The organism is Mucilaginibacter panaciglaebae (assembly GCF_039539265.1).
Taxonomy (GTDB): Bacteria; Bacteroidota; Bacteroidia; order Sphingobacteriales; family Sphingobacteriaceae; genus Mucilaginibacter; species Mucilaginibacter panaciglaebae.
On sequence record NZ_BAABCV010000001.1, the window covers coordinates 242,624 to 260,957 of the forward strand.

The following is an 18,334-nucleotide window of genomic DNA, read 5'->3' on the forward strand; positions in this document are numbered from 1 at the left end:
AACTCGTTATTTATAAAAATATAAGTTTAAAACATCTATATCTTTGTATCATTACTTATTATTATAAAAACATGAATACTTTTACTTTAAAGACAACTAAAAAAATATTCCCCATTTTAGCACTAACGCTGTTAGCTATAACAGCCTGTAATAAAAAAAACAATAGTCAACTTAGCGGCACAGCTTACATACAAGTAACCAATGCTTCGCAGGCCGATTCGCCAATGGATTTTTATGTGGGCAGCACCAAAAAGAACACGCTTCCGCTGCCTTATACCCAAAGCACCAATTATTTCTCTGTTGATGCCGGAAAACAGCAATCTGCTGCATTTAAGACATCTTCAACCGGCAATACCCTTGCAGGGTTTCAAATTACTCCGCTGCCCAATGTATATTACAGCATTTTTCGCTTTGGCAGCAATACGGTTTCTTATATTGACGATGTTTCTATTGCAGCAGGTAAAGCACGTGTGCGCTTTATCAATTTGAACCTTGACCTGGTGGATAACCTGGATTTTGGGATAACCGGAGCAGGAGCTCCATTGACCACCGGATTAAGCCCTGCTTTAGATTCGAAATACTACAGTGTTGCTCCCGGATCTTCGTTCTCGGTTTATATTGCAGGAACTAATACTTCTATGCTGGATATCCCAACTAGCGTAGAAGCTGGCCATGTTTATACCGTATACCTGTCAGGCACTTTAAAAGCCGATTTGAAGGCTACCGTATTATTGCAGAAATGATTAAAAAAATAAATAAAAACGCCTGGTAGCTGCCGGGCGTTTTTACTTTAGCCCCAACACACGGCATAGCGTACTTTATGAAGATATTTTATCTTGCCATTATATTTATTGCCGTTATGATGTTTTTACGCACCATAAGACGTTAACTTAAATCCCCATTGTTGTTTAGCAATATATTGCTGATTTTTCTCCATAATTTAACAAAGCAAATACCTGAAAATCATTTCGGGCTATAATTCTGGATAAACCAACTGAGCGCGACACTTATATTTGATTTTTTATAAGCCAGAACCACTTCGGTAGTAACGGGTATATCTTTTAAATCAACAAACGTAAGTTGCAAATTAGCATATTGCTGTTTTAAAGATAGCGGTAATATGGATACCCCCAGACCAGCTTCGACCAATTGTACTATAGAATGGACATTATTGACTTCATGGGTGATATCGGGCTTGAAACCCATCCGATAGCATATCTCAATCAATTTACTATGGTATTGTGGCGCATATTCTTTATTGAAAAAAATAAAAGGTTTATCTTTTATAAAGTCGGCTAACTCTTGCCTGTCGTATATTTTTTTTATAGTAGCCGGCACCACTACCATAAAGGGATCGAAAAACAGGGTATGCACTGTTAATTGTTCTGACTGTACAGGCGCCCTCAAAATTCCTACATCCAGCTGCCCCTGCTCCAATGCTTCGATTTGTTTAATAGTAGGCCGTTCATACAAATTGGTTTTAATGTAAGGGAATTCGGCCCTTAATGATTTCAATACCTCGGCCAGGTATGGTTGGTAAACCGAGCTGATATAACCAATCTTCAACTCCCCGCTATCGGCCGCACGATGTATTTGCCGGGCGATATTTTTGCTCTCTTCCAGTTGCGCAAAGATCGCGTCAACTGAAGTTAAGAAATACTTACCTGCCTCAGTAAGCGCTACGCGCTTATTGTTACGCACAAACAGCTGTACGCCAAGTTCATCTTCCAGTTCCTTTATCTGCCGGCTTAAGGGCGGCTGCGAAATAAACAGGCTGGCAGCAGCGTTTCTGAAATGCAGGTGCTCGGCTACCGCCTTGAAGTATTGCAAGTGTCTAATTTCCATAACTACGATACTTTACAGATATCAATAATTGATAAAATTGATATTTTTCAAATATTATAAAAACGGATAGTTTTGACAAATCAATAATAACAACAACTTATGAAAATTGATTATTCAACAAAATCAACCAATGACGAGATCAGAGCACGTTTTGATAATGATGTAGAGCGATTCTCAAATTTAGAAACCGGCCAGGCCACGACTATTGACGCCCCGCTTACTATGGAGCTATGCACCGATGCCGCCAGATATGTAACCCCTAATGCCGCAGATCTTTTAGATATAGGCTGCGGTGCGGGCAACTATACCTTGAAAATGCTAAGCAAAATCAGCAATTTGAACTGCACCCTTAATGATTTGAGTTTACCAATGCTGGAACGCGCGCGGCAACGTGTGGCCCCGCAAACTACCGGTAAAGTAAGTATCATCCAGGACGACATGCGTAATTTAGATTTAGCAGATAACAGCTTCGATATAGTTCTGGCTGCTGCAACATTTCATCATCTGCGCGATGATGCCGACTGGGAGCATGTGTTCAGCAAATTGTATAAGGCATTGCGCCCGGGTGGCAGCATCTGGATATCAGACTTGATTACCCACGATACGGCACCGCTGGAACAGCTTTTTGCAAAACGTTACAGCGATTATCTGGATATGTTGGGCGGACCGGAATATCGCCGGAAAGTATTGAACTATGTGGCTCGCGAAGATACCCCACGCTCCCTAAATTTTCAAATGGACCTGTTAAAAAGGGCAGGCTTTAAAAGTGTGGAAATACTACACAAGAACTCATATTTTGCGGCGTTTGGTGCCATAAAATAGTTAAATGCCCGCGCATCATAATATCGGCACCGTGTTTTTTCAGATTTCGGCTGGCCGATATTTTTATTTTCAGCATCTTCGGCCACAAAAAGTAAGAGACGATGATAAATGTAAATGAATATTTTGGCGGGGCAGTTAAATCGCTTGCCTATACAGCGGCCGACGGCAAATCGACTATTGGTGTAATTGAAACCGGCGAATACGAATTCGGCACTTCAACACCCGAAACCATGACTGTTATTGAGGGCGAGCTGATTGCACTTTTACCGGGAGAGACCGAATGGAAAAGCTATACCAACGGGCAATCGTTTAAAGTTGCGGCCGATGCTTCTTTTAAAGTAAAGACGACAGGCCAGAGCTCATATCTTTGTAAATATCAGTAATATTCGTTTGGCATTCCGTATTTTGGTATAAACTTAAATATCGAAGTATGGATCATTCATTAGTTACAACAGCCAACAACCTTGAGGGTTATCGCATTGTTAAACACTTAGGCATGGTACGGGGCATTACTGTGCGTAGCCGTAGTCTGGGCGGCAATATTGCAGGGGGCCTTCAATCGCTTTTTGGCGGGCGGCTATCTGTTTATGTCGAGCTTTGCGAAAGCGCGCGGGAGGAGGCTTATCAGTTACTAATTCAACACGCACAGGCAATAGGCGCCAATGCTATTATCAGCATGCGCTATGATGCCAATGAAATTATGCAAGGCATTACCGAAGTACTGGCCTACGGCACCGCAGTTACCGTCGAGAAAAATTAATTGAAGTAACTCCATGGTATGTGCTTCCACATCCCATGCGACAGGCCACCGGTTAACAGCTCATATATTAAATATATAGGCCAGAATATATAGCATAATATCAGTAATATGATAGAGTGGTTATAGTACCAGTTAATCATTAATGCATATATGCCTAACAGAAGGTATACTATGCCTGAATCTCTTTTACCCATATAGCTGTAAGTTGTAGTTGTTCTTTTGTGTAGATACTAAGGTAATTAATTAGGTATTAACTTTTAGTCACGTTTAACGCCACAGAGCGCTCTGTCAAGACCAGCAGGGCAAATAAGTTTTCCACAAAAAGACAAAAAAGCCTAAAAATGGCCAGTTATCCACATTTCAGGCAATAAAAAATTTTAACATTTATATACTACTTAATAAAAGTAGACTATGTTTGTGAAAACAATTCACACCTAATAAGGTTAACTTTTTTTTAAACAATTAAAAACTTATCATGGCAACACCTACAAGTGGCGGCATTACCGCTTATTCAGTAAAAACTAAAACTAAAAACGTACCGATGGTAAACCCTGTTATCGATGTAAAATCAGGTAGATACATTGCTACCGGTACCGATGCTGCAGGCAACAAAATGGCTGCAATCTTGAACAAAGCTACGGCTGAAGGTCATATCGCAAGCGGCGCTGCTAAAAAAGGCAGTGGCTGGTAAGCAAACAAATGGCTACGGCCATAGTAAATAAATAAGGCAGGCCCGGATCACCGGCTCTGCCTTATTTATTTTACCAGCTTTTAAAAGGTTTTACTGACAGGCTCGAATTATAATATCTTGTGTCGCCGCTCACCTCCTGCCCTACCCAGGGTGGCAGCATAAAAGGCTCATCTTCACTGTCCAGTTCAATTTCCGCAACTATAAGTCCTTCATTGTCGCCCTCAAAAACATCCACCTCCCATAACTTATTGTCATGAGTTAGGCAGTAGCGTGTTTTTTCAAGGCTGGTTTTAACAAATTGCGTAAACAGTTCGGCGGCATCATCTGCCGGTATCTCATATTCATATTCGTTACGGGTAATGCCGGTCGTGCCAGTTTTAAAGGTCAGGTGTGCTGCGGTGCCGGCTATGCGCAGACGAACAGTACGGTTTTCATCGTCAACAATATAGCCTTGCTTCAGCTTGCTGCCGACTGGCTTATCCGCAGCTTGCCATTTATTATAATCAACTAAAAATTTACGTTCAATTTCAATTGCCATATGTTGTATTATTATGTAGCCATAACAGCCATTTAATACGTTTGTTAGCAGATAAATGGGGAGGTACTATACTACCAAATGTAAAAATGTGTTAAAGTATAACATGCTTTGCCATACCTAATGCATAAATAGATATATTTATCCATCTTTTAAATACCTTGAGACTACTAATGAATTTTGGAAAATTTACTGCGCTACTATTTTCATTAATCGTAATAAGCTTTTCAGCTTTTTCACAATCGGATACTATAACCGCGCAAACCATTGTCAACAAAAGCATAAAGTATAACGCCGAATACCCTTTCGAGAAAGTTTATCTGCATTTTGATAAACCTTACTATGCCGTTGGCGACACTATCTGGTTTAAGGCTTACATTACCATGGACGTCACCATTAATGATGATATGACCAAAAACAAGCACCTGCCAACTGCGCTAAGTAAAGTTGTTTATGTAGATATTTTAAATGCGCGCGACTCGGTAGTGCAGCGCCTGAAGTTGCCTGCGACAGACGGTTTTGCTTACGGCGATATCAAACTATTACCCGAACATTTTCGAGAAGGTAATTATCATGTTCAGGCATATACCAATTGGATGCGCAATTTTGATGCGGCCTATTTCTTTAATAAAACCATACCCGTAGGTAGCCTTGCGGATAAGAACGTATTCAGTACAATACAGCTTTCGAGTCAACAAAAAAACGGTACTGCAAAGATTGATGCCGTAATCCATTATACCACAGTGGACAATCGCGATTATGCAGGCCGGAAATTTAGCTGGCATGCACAAAGCATGGCCTTTGAAAATATCGCCAAAGGCCGCGGCACCACAGATGCTAAGGGCAACATGAATATCAGCTTCTCGACCGACAAAATAGCCGACCTTAAAACCGCTACGCTCATCACAGATCTTGATCTGGGCAACAACAACATTAACCGCTCTTTTACGCTTAAAAACACCGCGTCGCCAATTGATGTGCAGTTCTTTCCGGAGGGTGGCAACCTCATTAACGGCATTAAATCAAAAGTAGCATTTAAGGTAGTTAAGCCTGACGGTCTGGGATTAAATGTTACAGCCACCATAACCGATAATAGCGGCGCGACCGTAGCCACTCCAAGCACCCAGCACCTGGGTATGGGTATATTTGAATTAACACCAACCGCGGGCAAAACTTACCAGGCCAATATCGTCTTCCCCGGGGGGCAGCAAACCACGTACGATCTGCCTGTTGCTAAAGACGACGGCATGGCCATCGCAGTCAATAATACCGACCCGCAACAAATTACGGTTAGCATAAAATCAAGCGATGCCTTTTTTGCTTTAAATAAAAACAAGCGGTTGACCTTGCTTGGTCAATCAGGCCAGGTAATATGTTACGCCGGGCAGACTGCGTTAGCCAGTAAAACTTACGACATTAATATACCTAAAACAAAATTCCCATCGGGCATAGCTAAATTCACTGTTTTTTTAGGCGGAGATGAGTTATCAGAACGTATAGCTTTTATACGACGTGATGATCAGCTGAAGATTGGCTTGAGCACGCCTAAAAACACTTATGGAACGAGAGACAATGTACCTTTTACCGTTACTGCTAAAACCGCTGCTGGCCAGCCTGCTTTAGCCAACCTATCGGTAACGGTGATTGACAATAGCAAAGTGCCTTACAATGAAGTAGCAGAGACCACTATATTAACCAACCTGCTATTAACCTCAGAGTTGAAGGGATATATAGAAAAACCGAACTATTATTTTACCAACATCAACGATAAAACCAGTTCAGACCTTGACGTATTAATGCTCACACAGGGATATCGCCGGGTTTCTTATAAAGACATATTCACCAATAAAGTGCCTACCATTAAATATTTCCCTGAGGATGGAATAATGGTTTCGGGTACGTTACGCACGGCTTCGGGCATGCCGGTACCAAACGGTGTGGTAAACTTTTATGTTAAAAACATGCGTGTATCATCAACAGTTAATACCAATAAGGATGGCGAGTTTTTTATTCCCAAATTATATTTCCCAGACTCGGTTAATGCGGTAGTTAATGCACGTGGTAATACCAATGGCAACAATATGCTGATTATTGTTAACAATGTTACGCCCCAGCCACCTGTGCCAAGTATAACTGCCCCGGATGAGGTTGCTAATATCGACACCGCACTAAATGCTTATCTTCAAAACGATAAAAAGATACAAGCCAATTCGCGTAACCTTAAAGAAGTTGTTATTAAAGATACCCGTGCACCTAAAAAACAAAGTCATGCCGATTATACAATGCTATCCGGCTTGGGTAATCTTCCCGACCATGTGATGGATCCATCGCGATTTACCGGCTGCCCTACCTTGTATGATTGCTTAAAAAATACCATTCCGGGTATGACTTATGATAATGATAAATTATACATCAGCCGTAATTATAACGCGGGCAAACGTGTGCCTGCCAGTATTTACTTTGACGGCATGCCTACCGATTTTATAAACCTCCAGAGCGTCGATCCAACTTCTATCGACCAGGTTGAAGTTTACTTTAACGACGGCTTAAGCGGGCTTAACAGAATGGACAATACCGAGGGGGTAGTTGTCATCAGTAGTAAAAAAGAAAAAAGAAAACCGCTGGATAAAGAATTGCTTAATGAGCTGCTGACACCGCAATATAGCGCTGTAAAATTTAAGCCCAAAGGTTATTACATGACGCGCGAGTTTTATTCGCCTAAGTATGATGCAACCAAAACAGGCGCACTGGGTGGCGACCTACGCACAACCATTTACTGGAATCCTAAAGTAACTACTGACAAAGCAACGGGTACAGCCAAATTTGACTTTTTTAACGCTGATGGTACCGGAACTTACCGGGCAATTATTGAAGGCATTGATGACAAAGGAAATATAGGGCGTACAGTTTATAAGTATACGGTGAAGTGATAACTTCCACACCTCTTTTTATCATTTCTGTTTTGCCAATATAAAATGACTTTCAATCCACTATCGCCCAAAACCTTTAGTGTCATATCGTAGTTTTTACTTTAATTACTCAAAGAAAAACTATGGCTACTACACTAAATTCTTACAGCAGAACATTCACGATAGGCGGTGATTTACCCGTTAGCAGACTGGGTTATGGCGCTATGCGTATCACGGGTCAGGGCATTTGGGGGCCTCCTAAAGATCACGACGAATCTATACGCGTATTAAAGCGCGCCGTTGAATTGGGTGTGAACTTTATTGATACTGCCGACAGTTACGGTCCGCATGTGTCTGAAGAATTGATTGCCGAAGCGTTGCATCCCTACCCCACCGGATTGGTTATTGCCACAAAAGGCGGACTGGAACGCACCGGCCCCGACCAATGGCCGGTAAACGGTCATCCAGACCATCTAAGAAAAGTGCTGGATGGCAGTTTAAAAAGATTAAAACTGGAGCAGATTGACCTTTATCAATTACACCGTATTGACCCGAAGGTGCCGGCCGAACTAACCTTCGAATTTTTGCAGGAAGCGCAGCAAACCGGCAAGGTAAAACACATTGGCTTATCTGAAGTAAGTGTCGATGATATTAAGGATGCGCAGCAATATTTTGAGGTGGTATCGGTACAAAACATGTACAGTGTTGACAACCGTAAATGGGAGCCGGTGTTGGAATACTGCAAAGAGCAGGACATAGCCTTTATTCCATGGTTCCCGCTGAATGCAGGCAATATTTCGGCACAGGAAAAATTAAGAACAATAGCCGCAAAACATGGGGCAACAATACACCAGGTAGCCTTAAACTGGTTACTAAACCATGCAGACAACATCTTGCTGATACCCGGCACCTCAAGCGTTGAACACCTGGAAGAAAATATGAAAACTACAGATATTCAGCTAAGTGAAGATGACATTAAGGAACTGGATGGTATCTCGCCGGCTTAAATAGGTACGATTAATAAAAAGGGATAGCAAATGTTATCCCTTTTTATTAAACAAATGTCAACAAATATTATTTGCCTTTTGCGGTGGTTATGATATTTAATAGATAAATTTAAAGAGACGCAACGACTATAGGGGCGTAGGTATAAATACTGTTTCGCACTGCGGGCGATCTTAGTTACAATTCTAGCCACCGGGACACAAAACTAAAAGCCCTGTAATACGGGGCTTTTGACGTTAAACCTGGGCAACTTTAAACGGCTTAATATCTACCGACTCCCAAATTTTCTGCGTGATATAAGGTTCGCCTTGTTTCCAGGCTTCCAATTCCTCTTCGTTTTCAAACTGTAGTATCATGGTCGAGCCAATCATTTTTCCTTCTTCATTCAGCATAGCGCCGCCGACAACGTAGTTGCCTTTTGCCTTCAGTTCGCGGACACCGTCAAGGTGATGAGGCCGTACACCCATGCGGCGATCAAACGTACCTTCGTCGGTATGATCGTATGCGGTAATTAAATATTGGTTCATTAGTTTTTTGAATTTAAGTTGTGGGTAATTTAAATTGAACAAGCTGATGTTAAATGTGTTTAATATTTTGACAATTATTGCCACCAATATTAAGACTAATAGTGTAATATTTACAATATTTGCCAATCAATAAAAAGCCTGCAATGAAACATCAACTTCAACAAAAATTTAACGAAATATATCATAAAGAAGCCCAACACGCCTACTTTTCTCCGGGCAGGGTAAATCTTATTGGTGAACATATCGACTACAATGGCGGCCTGGTAATGCCTTGCGCTATCACATTCGGCACTTATCTGCTCATCAGCCCTAACCAGGATAACGTGTTTCGTTTCAAGAGCTTAAATTTTGATGAAAATCCGGAAGTAAACGTGCAGGACAGCTATAAGAAAGACAACGATGGCTGGTTTAACTTCCCGCTGGGTGTAATTGAACATTTCACGAAAGACGGCCATAAAATCACTGGTCTTGATATGCTGTTCTTTGGCGATATTCCAATCGGTGCAGGTTTATCCTCGTCTGCTTCAATAGAAGTGGTGACTGCCTATGCCCTTAATGAATTATTCAACGCGGGTTATGATAAATTGGAATTGGTAAAGATTGCTAAATCGGTAGAAAATAACTTTATGGGCTTAAACTGTGGTATTATGGACCAGTTTGCCGTAGCCTTTGGCGAGAAAGACAAAGCTATTGTATTAAACTGCGATACTTTAGAATATGATATCGTACCGAGTAACCTGGGTAAATATGTATTAGCCATTATCAACACCAACAAATCGCGCAAACTGGTTGAATCAAAATATAACGAACGTGTTGAAGAATGCCAGACTGCACTTAAAGATTTAAATAAAGAGTTAGGCCTGGAGTATTTATGTGCTATAAATGCCGCTACTTTCGACAAACATAAAAACCTGATAACCGACGAAGTTGTACGCAAACGCGCACAACACGTGGTTGAAGAAAACGATCGTGTTAGGCTTGCTGCCGATGCTTTAGCAGCTAACAACCTTTCCGAATTCGGCAAGCTGATGTACGCCTCGCACGACTCGCTACGCGCACTGTATGAGGTAAGCGGCAAAGAATTGGACGCTGTAGTTGAATATGCTAAAACGAATCCGCAGGTAGCGGGAGCCCGCATGACCGGCGCAGGGTTCGGTGGCTGTGCTATCGCGCTGGTACATCAGGATGCATTTGGTACTTTCAGCAAAGAATTAGAGGCTTATTATACCGATAAAATTGGCTATGCTCCGTCTGTTTACCAATCATTGATTGGCGACGGCGTGGGCACTTTATTGGTGAGCAGTGAAGCATAATCAATAGCGTATCAGACTTACAAGCTTTGAAACTTCGTAAATCTATAACCCAATCAATCACTCACCTGTCAACTAATCACCACCATTGCGTAAATTAAAATTAAACGAGCTTAACCGCGCCACGGTATCAGAATTTAAGGCACAGGATAAACTGCCTGTTGCTGTGGTATTGGACAGTGTACGCAGCATGCACAACATTGGTTCAATATTTCGTACGTCGGACGGTTTTGCGGTTGAACAGCTAATTTTGTGTGGGATAACCGCACAGCCCCCACACCGCGAGATTGAGAAGACTGCGTTGGGCGCTACGGCATCTATTAATTGGAGTTATCACGAAGATGTGGTTGAGGCAATCAAAAAACTACGGGCCGACGGTTATCAGATCATCGCCATTGAGCAGGCTGAAAACAGCGTGATGCTCAACGAATTTACGCCTGAAAAAAACGCTAAATACGCGCTGATCTTCGGCAACGAAGTTAACGGCGTGAGCGACGAAGCAATGCAGATCATTGATACCTGTATTGAGATACCGCAGTTTGGCACCAAGCACTCATTTAATATTGTGGTATCGGCAGGTATTGTGTTGTGGGATTTCTTTGCTAAATTGGCTATTAGTTCATAGGTAATAGTTCATGGTACATAGCCATAACCGATCATACTATGATCTATGAACCATTAAACATGAACTACAATGAGCCCACTCGCAAAAAAGCTACAGATGAAACCCGGCACCCGCTGGCTGCTATTTAATAGTCCTGATACTTATTTGAGCCAATTGGAGCCACTACCTGGTGGCATAGAACTAGTATTTAAACCCGAAGGCATTTTTGACGGTGCGCAGTTATTTGTAAAAGATAGCGCTGAGCTAACTGAATGCCTGAAAGTTGTAATGCCTTCTATTAAGCACGATGCTATACTGTGGGTTATCTACCCCAAAAAGAATAAAGGAGTTTTTACCGATCTGGAAATGATGAGCAGTTGGGATGTTGTTAAACCTTACGGCCTAAGGCCCGTGGCCTCGGCAGCTATTAATAACTTGTGGACCGGCCTGCGCTTTCGCCCTGAAACACTAGTTAAGCATTCTGAGGGACGTAATGACAGCATCCGTAACAATGAATACAGCGAATTTATAGACGTCGACAAAAAACAGGTAAAACTTCCTCCTGTTGTATCTGACACACTCGAAAAAGAAACTGCTGCCATGGACTTTTATCAAAGCCTATCCTACAGCAACAAAAAGGAATATGTACTTTGGATATTATCTGCCAAACAAGAAAAGACACAGCGGGAAAGATTGGTGAAGATGGTGGAGAAGTTGAATGCGGGCAAGAAAAACCCAACAGAGAAGTGAAGACTATAAAAATTACGGCATTGTGAGGAACAAAGCAATTGATGGCTTTAATAAATTCCGTAATAAAAAAATCCCTTCATGTTTATCACAAGAAGGGATTTTTTATTCTTATTCCCTCTTTAGGGGCTTACGCAGTAAATACCTGATCAAATTGATTGATGGAATCTTTACTTTCCAAATCTGAGTGACCCATTAGGAATTCATCAACTTTGCGGGCACATTCGCGGCCTTCAGAAATGGCCCAAACCACCAGTGACTGTCCGCGACGCATATCGCCGGCTGTAAATACTTTGCTTACATTGGTGCGGAAAACACCTTCTTTGGCGTTAACATTTTTGCGTCCGTCAAGCTCAACGCCAAGGCTTTCAAGCATGCCGGCATATTGGGGGTAAAGGAAGCCCATTGCCAGGAATACTCTTTGACAAGGGATTTCGCGTTCAGACCCTTCAACCTCAGCAAACTTAACCGGGCGGCCTAAGAAATCGGTTTCCCAGCTAACCTCAGAAATACGCAGCGCTTTTAATTCGCCATTCTCATCACCAATAAATTCTTTGGTATTAATACCCCAGAAACGCTCAACACCTTCCTCATGCGAGGTGGTAGTTTTTAACAGCATCGGGTAAGTTGGCCAGGGCATGTGCTGTGTACGCTGTTCGGGTGGTTGAAACATTACCTCAAACTGTTTGATGGATTTAGCACCCTGACGGTTTGATGTACCTACGCAGTCAGAGCCGGTGTCGCCACCCCCAATAACCACTACATCCTTACCCGTAGCTAAAATATCTTCAGCAGCAACAGGCGAATTACCTACCCGTTTGTTTTGTTGTTTTAGGAAGTCCATGGCAAAATAGATACCTTTTAGCTCACGGCCCGGTATCTGCAAATCGCGCGGAATGGTAGAGCCTCCGGTCAATACTACCGCATCGTGGTTACGTACCAATTCATCAGCAGCAATATCTTTACCTACCTCGGTGTTGGTTTTAAATACCACGCCATCTTTCGCCATAACTTCTAAACGGCGGTCGATCACCCATTTCTCTAACTTAAAGTCAGGAATGCCGTAGCGAAGCAGGCCGCCAATTTTATCATCGCGTTCAAAAACAGTTACATCATGGCCGGCTTTAGCCAGTTGTGCAGCTGCAGCCAAACCTGCAGGACCTGAACCAACTACAGCAACCTGCTTACCGGTTTTTACTAGTGGTGCTGTTGGTTTAACCAGGTTTTTCTGATAAGCTATCTCAATGATGTGTTTTTCAATTTCCTCAATGGCTACCGCAGGCTTGTTGATACCTAATACGCAGGCCGATTCGCACGGTGCCGGGCAGATACGACCGGTAAATTCAGGGAAATTATTAGTTGATGCCAATATCTGGTAAGCATCTTCCCACTTCTTATTGTATACCGCGTCATTAAACTCCGGGATTACGTTACCCAGCGGGCAGCCCGAGTGACAGAATGGTATGCCGCAATTCATGCAGCGTGCCGATTGTTTATTTAACTCTTCGTCTGAATATAAACTCTCAAATTCGTTATAGTTTTTTACACGTTCTGCAGGCGATAATTTTTCAGGCATTTTCCTGTCATACTCCTGAAATCCTGTTACTTTTCCCATCGATATTATTTGCTGATAGTTTGATATTCTAATTTTTCTAATACTTTTTTATACTCTCTCGGGAATACCTTGATGAATTTGGCTGATGCCACACTCCATTCCTTAACGATGTTTTGAGCCAGTTTACTGCCGGTTAAGCTTACATGTTTACGTAACAAGGTAAGAATGTGCTCTTCGTCCTTATCTGTAAGCGGATCAAGGTCAACCATCTCTTTGTTGCAGTTTTCGGCAAAAGTACCATCCACATCATATATCCAGGCAATGCCGCCACTCATACCTGCCGCAAAGTTACGTCCGGTTTTTCCCAGGATCAGTGCGCAGCCTCCGGTCATGTACTCGCAACCGTGGTCGCCAATACCTTCAACAACCGTAGTAGCACCCGAGTTACGTACCGCGAAGCGCTCGCCGGCCATACCGTTGATGAATAACTCGCCGGCTGTAGCGCCATACAGCGCAACGTTACCGATGATGATATTATCTTCAGGCACAAAGGTAGCGTCGGCTGACGGATAGATAGCCAGCTGCGCGCCCGATAAGCCTTTACCTACGTAGTCATTAGCCTCACCCTCCAATTCGAAAGAAACACCTTTGGTTGCAAATGCACCAAAACTTTGTCCGGCAGAGCCTTTGAATTTGTAGTTGATGGTATTGTCCGGCAATCCGGCAGAGCCATAAATTTTTGATATTTCGTTTGACAACAGCGCACCAATAGTACGGTCGGTGTTTTTCACATCGTAAGTACCAAATACCGGGGTTTTATCAGCCAATGCAGGTTTTGCGTCTTCCCATAACTTCCAGTCGATGATATCAGCCATGCCATGATCTTGCTGCTCGCTATTGTACAGCGTCATGTCTTTTGGGTTGTTTACCGGGTGAAGGATACCTGAAAGATCAACTTTTTTAGCCTTCCAGCTTTTCAAACCGTCTTTTACTTTCAGGAATTGGACGCGGCCCACCATCTCATTAACAGTACGGAAACCTAATTCGGCCATGATCTCACGAAGCTCTTCGGCCAGGAATTTGAATAGATTAACAATGTGCTCTGGTTTACCTGAGAACAGTTTTCTTAATTCAGGATCTTGCGTAGCCACCCCTACCGGGCAGGTATTTAAATGACATTTACGCATCATGATACAACCACCTGCAACCAGGGCTGCAGTAGCTACACCCCATTCCTCGGCACCCATTAGGGCAGCAATAGCCAGATCGCGGCCGGTTTTTAGCTGACCATCTGTTTGCAGTACCACACGGCTGCGCAGTTTGTTGCGTACCAATGTCTGGTGTGCTTCGGCTAAGCCAAGTTCCCACGGTAAGCCTGCATGTTTAATTGAGCTTATCGGCGATGCACCTGTACCACCATCATATCCGGCAATCAGTATCACATCGGCGTGGGCTTTAGCTACACCTGCAGCAATTGTACCTACACCGGCTTTTGATACCAGCTTAACGTTTATACGCGCCTGGCGGTTAGCGTTTTTAAGGTCGAATATCAGCTGAGCCAAATCTTCGATTGAATAAATATCGTGGTGCGGCGGCGGAGAAATCAAACCTACACCCGGAGTTGAGTGGCGGGTTTTAGCAATCCAGTCGTCAACTTTATGGCCCGGAAGCTGTCCACCCTCACCCGGTTTTGCACCTTGCGCCATCTTAATTTGCAGCTCGTCGGCATTGGTCAGGTAGTTTGAAGTCACCCCGAAACGGCCTGATGCCACTTGCTTGATTGACGAACGCATTGAGTCGCCATTTGGCAGCGGTTCGTAGCGCATTTCGTCCTCACCACCCTCGCCGGTATTGCTGCGGCCGCCAATGCGGTTCATGGCAATAGCCAAAGTGCTGTGAGCCTCGTGCGAGATAGAGCCGAATGACATTGCACCGGTAGCAAAACGTTTCATAATGCTTTCTGCGGGTTCAACCTCATCGATAGATATCGACTCGCGGTGATGGGCAAAATCTAACAAGCCACGAATGGTAAAATGTTTCTCGCTTTGCTCGTTGATAGCTTTAGCGTAGTTCTTATAAACGTTATAATCGTTGCTACGGGTAGCGTGTTGTAATAGGTGTACGGTGGTTGGGTTAAATAAATGCTCTTCGCCACGGCGTTTCCATTGGTAGATACCGCCCTCAGGTAATAGGCGACTTTCGTTCTTTACACCAAAACCTATTCTGTGTTTACAAAGCGATTCGCGTGCAATTTCATCCAAACCTAAACCGCCTATGCGGGTTACCGCACCGCAGAAATATTTGTTTACTACGTCCTTGTTCAAGCCAAGGATCTCAAACACCTGCGACCCGTGGTATGACTGCAAGGTTGAGATACCCATTTTTGAGAATATCTTCAACAAACCATCATTAACAGATTTTACATAGTTCTTTAACAGTTGCTTTTTATCCAGCGTTGTGTCTAATGCGCCACTGTCTTTTAGGTTCTCTATAGTAGCCTGAGCCAGGTATGGGTTAACAGCAGTCGCACCAAATGCCAATAAACAAGCAAAATGGTGTACTTCCCAAACATCGCCGGTTTCAACTACGATACCCACTGCGCCACGTAATCCTTTTTTTATCAGGTGATGATGTACGGCAGACACCGCCAACAGCGATGGGATAGGCGCATGCTCCGAGTCAACCGCACGGTCAGACAGGATCAATACCTCAAATCCATCTGCAACAGCATCTTCCGCATAGCGGCAAACACGCTCGATACCTTTTTGTAATGAGCCAGGGTTACCGTCTGCATTAAAATAAGTTTGCAGCGTTTTAGCATGGAACATGCCTGTATCAATACTGCGCAGTTTTTCTAACTGATGATTTTTAAGGATAGGATGTTTAAGCGTCACGCAATGGCAATGCATTTTATCTTCGTCCAGCAAATTCCCGTTGTTACCAATAAAGGTGGCAAGGCTCATCACCAAACGCTCACGAATTGGGTCGATTGGCGGGTTGGTAACCTGAGCAAAGAATTGCTTAAAGTAACTTGATAAATGTTGCGGTTTATCTGACAGGATAGCCAAAGGCACGTCAGTACCCATTGAACCGATAGGCTCTTTACCATCTAAAGCCATTGGCTTTATAATGGTATCGATATCCTCCCGGCTATAGCCAAATACCTGCTGATAACGAAAAACTGAATCGGCACTCAGGTTAGCAAAAGCCAGACGAGGCTCCGCCAGGTCTTCCAGTTTTATTTTGTAGTTCTCTAACCAGCGGTCGTAAGGCTGGCGCGAAGCTATTTGTTGTTTAATTTCTTCGTCGGTTATGATCACACCATGCTCGGTATCGATCAACAACATTTTACCCGGCTGTAAACGGCCTTTACTAACAACGGTTTTTTCGTCTATTTTCAGTACACCGGTTTCAGAAGCTGCTATAACGCGGCCATCATTAGTAACAGTGTAACGCAGTGGTCGCAAACCATTTCTGTCTAATACCGCCCCTACCAATTTACCATCGGTAAAGCTGATAGCAGCCGGACCATCCCACGGCTCCATTAAAGTAGCGTGGAACTCATAGAACGCTTTTTTAATTGGGTCCATTTGCTCGTTGCCGTCCCATGCTTCAGGAATCAGCATCATCATTACGTGCGGTAATGAACGGCCGGTATGTTGTAATACTTCAATAATATTGTCCAAACATGCAGAGTCTGACTGGTTGTTATCAACAACCGGCAGTAACATCTCCATCTCCTCGGCAGTGAAGTAAGCCGATGCGTACGATTTCAAGCCTGAGTAAAACCAGTTCAAATTACCGGTAAGTGTGTTGATCTCACCGTTATGCGCAATCATGCGGAACGGCTGGGCCAGTTTCCAGGAAGGGAAAGTATTGGTAGAGAAACGTGAGTGAACCACCGCCAATCCAGAAGCCATACGTGGGTCATTCAGATCGGTATAGTATTGGCGTAATTGGTAAGTAGTTAACTGGCCTTTATAAATAATGGTTTTGCAAGATAATGACGGGAAATAAAAGTCCTTGCGTGCACCAGGAATGGTTTCGGTAACAGTTTTATTAATATACCGCCTTAATACGTATAACTTACGTTCAAAATCTTCGTCGTTAGTGATATTATACGGACGGGCGATAAATAATTGCTCAACATCTGGTTCAGCGCTGCGTGCAGTTTCACCAATGACAGTGTTATTAACCACCAGTTTACGATAACCCAGCTTCTGCAGCCCCAATTTTTCGATGGCATTATCAATTGCCATACGGCAAGCTTTTTTAAGCGGAGACTCTTTGGGTAGGAAAATCATACCCACACCATACTCTCCGGGTTCAGGCAGGCTGATCTCCAGGTTAGAGCATTCCTCCATAAAAAACTCATGTGGTATCTGAATCAATATACCCGCACCATCACCCGAATCCGGGTCGCACCCACAGGCGCCGCGGTGCTCCATGTTCTCTAACATGGTCAAGGCATCATCAATTATCTGGTAGGTTTTATGACCATCAATATTGGTTATAAAACCTGTTCCGCAAGAGTCGTGTTCAAATTCCGGCCTGTAAAGACCCTGTCGTGTGCTTTCGTTCTGATCCATCGCTATACAAACGCGTTATAAAAATGTTGTAACCACGAAATTACAAAATCTAAACTTTTTTTGCGATATAATTATTAATTTTTGGGATTATAGTAAAAAGTGATAGATAATAGGCGCAATTATTTTATATTTAATAAAAATATAGCATTTTATGTTAAAATATCATAAAATGAATGACCTATATCATATACATTTATGATTATAAGTTCGATGTTACGACATATGAAATACCATTTTAGTTGATGTTTTATAACAAAATGTAATTAGGCACACGATGTTTTTAACGCAATTTAATTTCAACTATAGTCAAATTAATCAATCATAACATCTGTAGATTACTGTCCTAACGAAGCAAAGTTTGTTGCCTTATCATCCTTAATATTAACAGATGGTTACTAAAATATAATCTCTAACCGTTTGCTTTGCATCCCCCGG

The 18,334-nt window shown here is 42.9% G+C and carries 15 protein-coding genes; 10 read left to right on the plus strand and 5 right to left on the minus strand.

The features are described 5' to 3' along the window. Positions 1 to 71 precede the first annotated feature (71 nt). Complete coding sequence (locus ABD772_RS01075; RefSeq protein WP_345100468.1) at positions 72 to 743, plus strand: DUF4397 domain-containing protein; 672 nt, start codon at positions 72 to 74, stop codon at positions 741 to 743. Positions 744 to 963: 220 nt separating this feature from the next. Here ABD772_RS01075 and ABD772_RS01080 read toward each other — a convergent pair whose 3' ends face one another. Then, on the minus strand, positions 964 to 1,845 hold the full coding sequence (locus tag ABD772_RS01080) for a LysR family transcriptional regulator (protein WP_345100470.1): 882 nt from the start codon (positions 1,843 to 1,845) through the stop codon (positions 964 to 966). A 99-nt stretch (positions 1,846 to 1,944) separates the two neighbouring features. Between ABD772_RS01080 and ABD772_RS01085 the strand changes: the two genes are divergently transcribed. The 4 genes from ABD772_RS01085 to ABD772_RS01100 all read left to right on the plus strand — a co-directional run bounded on the left by ABD772_RS01085 (position 1,945) and on the right by ABD772_RS01100 (position 4,118). Continuing rightward, a complete protein-coding gene (locus ABD772_RS01085) occupies positions 1,945 to 2,667 on the plus strand; it encodes a class I SAM-dependent methyltransferase (RefSeq protein WP_345100472.1) in 723 nt (240 codons plus the stop codon). Positions 2,668 to 2,768: 101 nt separating this feature from the next. Next, the gene (ppnP, locus tag ABD772_RS01090; protein WP_345100474.1) at positions 2,769 to 3,050 is read left to right on the plus strand and encodes a pyrimidine/purine nucleoside phosphorylase; all 282 of its coding nucleotides are present in this window, start codon (positions 2,769 to 2,771) and stop codon (positions 3,048 to 3,050) included. Between the two features lie 47 nt (positions 3,051 to 3,097). Further along, a complete protein-coding gene (locus tag ABD772_RS01095; RefSeq protein ID WP_345100476.1) occupies positions 3,098 to 3,427 on the plus strand; it encodes a YbjQ family protein in 330 nt (109 codons plus the stop codon). A 475-nt stretch (positions 3,428 to 3,902) separates the two neighbouring features. Then, complete coding sequence (locus ABD772_RS01100; RefSeq protein ID WP_345100478.1) at positions 3,903 to 4,118, plus strand: hypothetical protein; 216 nt, start codon at positions 3,903 to 3,905, stop codon at positions 4,116 to 4,118. A 70-nt stretch (positions 4,119 to 4,188) separates the two neighbouring features. Here the strand turns inward: ABD772_RS01100 and ABD772_RS01105 are convergent, their stop codons facing one another. Further along, complete coding sequence (locus ABD772_RS01105; RefSeq protein ID WP_345100480.1) at positions 4,189 to 4,656, minus strand: CYTH domain-containing protein; 468 nt, start codon at positions 4,654 to 4,656, stop codon at positions 4,189 to 4,191. 170 nt (positions 4,657 to 4,826) lie between these two features. Here ABD772_RS01105 and ABD772_RS01110 point away from each other — a divergent pair, with 170 nt between their 5' ends. Beyond that, complete coding sequence (locus ABD772_RS01110; protein ID WP_345100483.1) at positions 4,827 to 7,583, plus strand: carboxypeptidase regulatory-like domain-containing protein; 2,757 nt, start codon at positions 4,827 to 4,829, stop codon at positions 7,581 to 7,583. 122 nt (positions 7,584 to 7,705) lie between these two features. After that, positions 7,706 to 8,569: an aldo/keto reductase gene (locus tag ABD772_RS01115; protein WP_345100486.1), complete on the plus strand. Its 864-nt coding sequence runs from the start codon at positions 7,706 to 7,708 to the stop codon at positions 8,567 to 8,569. A gap of 234 nt (positions 8,570 to 8,803) precedes the next feature. Here the strand turns inward: ABD772_RS01115 and ABD772_RS01120 are convergent, their stop codons facing one another. Then, entirely contained in the window at positions 8,804 to 9,094 is a 291-nt protein-coding gene (locus ABD772_RS01120; RefSeq protein ID WP_345100488.1) for a YciI family protein, read from the minus strand. 143 nt (positions 9,095 to 9,237) lie between these two features. Here ABD772_RS01120 and ABD772_RS01125 point away from each other — a divergent pair, with 143 nt between their 5' ends. The 3 genes from ABD772_RS01125 to ABD772_RS01135 all read left to right on the plus strand — a co-directional run bounded on the left by ABD772_RS01125 (position 9,238) and on the right by ABD772_RS01135 (position 11,758). Next, complete coding sequence (locus ABD772_RS01125; RefSeq protein ID WP_345100490.1) at positions 9,238 to 10,407, plus strand: galactokinase; 1,170 nt, start codon at positions 9,238 to 9,240, stop codon at positions 10,405 to 10,407. An 85-nt stretch (positions 10,408 to 10,492) separates the two neighbouring features. Then, positions 10,493 to 11,029: an RNA methyltransferase gene (locus tag ABD772_RS01130; protein WP_345100492.1), complete on the plus strand. Its 537-nt coding sequence runs from the start codon at positions 10,493 to 10,495 to the stop codon at positions 11,027 to 11,029. A 69-nt stretch (positions 11,030 to 11,098) separates the two neighbouring features. Further along, complete coding sequence (locus tag ABD772_RS01135) at positions 11,099 to 11,758, plus strand: YdeI/OmpD-associated family protein (RefSeq protein WP_345100494.1); 660 nt, start codon at positions 11,099 to 11,101, stop codon at positions 11,756 to 11,758. A 127-nt stretch (positions 11,759 to 11,885) separates the two neighbouring features. Here ABD772_RS01135 and ABD772_RS01140 read toward each other — a convergent pair whose 3' ends face one another. Both ABD772_RS01140 and gltB read right to left on the minus strand, forming a co-directional pair. Beyond that, positions 11,886 to 13,370, minus strand: coding sequence for a glutamate synthase subunit beta (locus ABD772_RS01140; protein ID WP_345100496.1), 1,485 nt, complete (start codon positions 13,368 to 13,370; stop codon positions 11,886 to 11,888). A 5-nt stretch (positions 13,371 to 13,375) separates the two neighbouring features. After that, positions 13,376 to 17,899, minus strand: a complete 4,524-nt coding sequence (gene gltB, locus ABD772_RS01145; RefSeq protein WP_345100498.1) for a glutamate synthase large subunit — start codon at positions 17,897 to 17,899, stop codon at positions 13,376 to 13,378. Positions 17,900 to 18,334 lie beyond the last annotated feature (435 nt).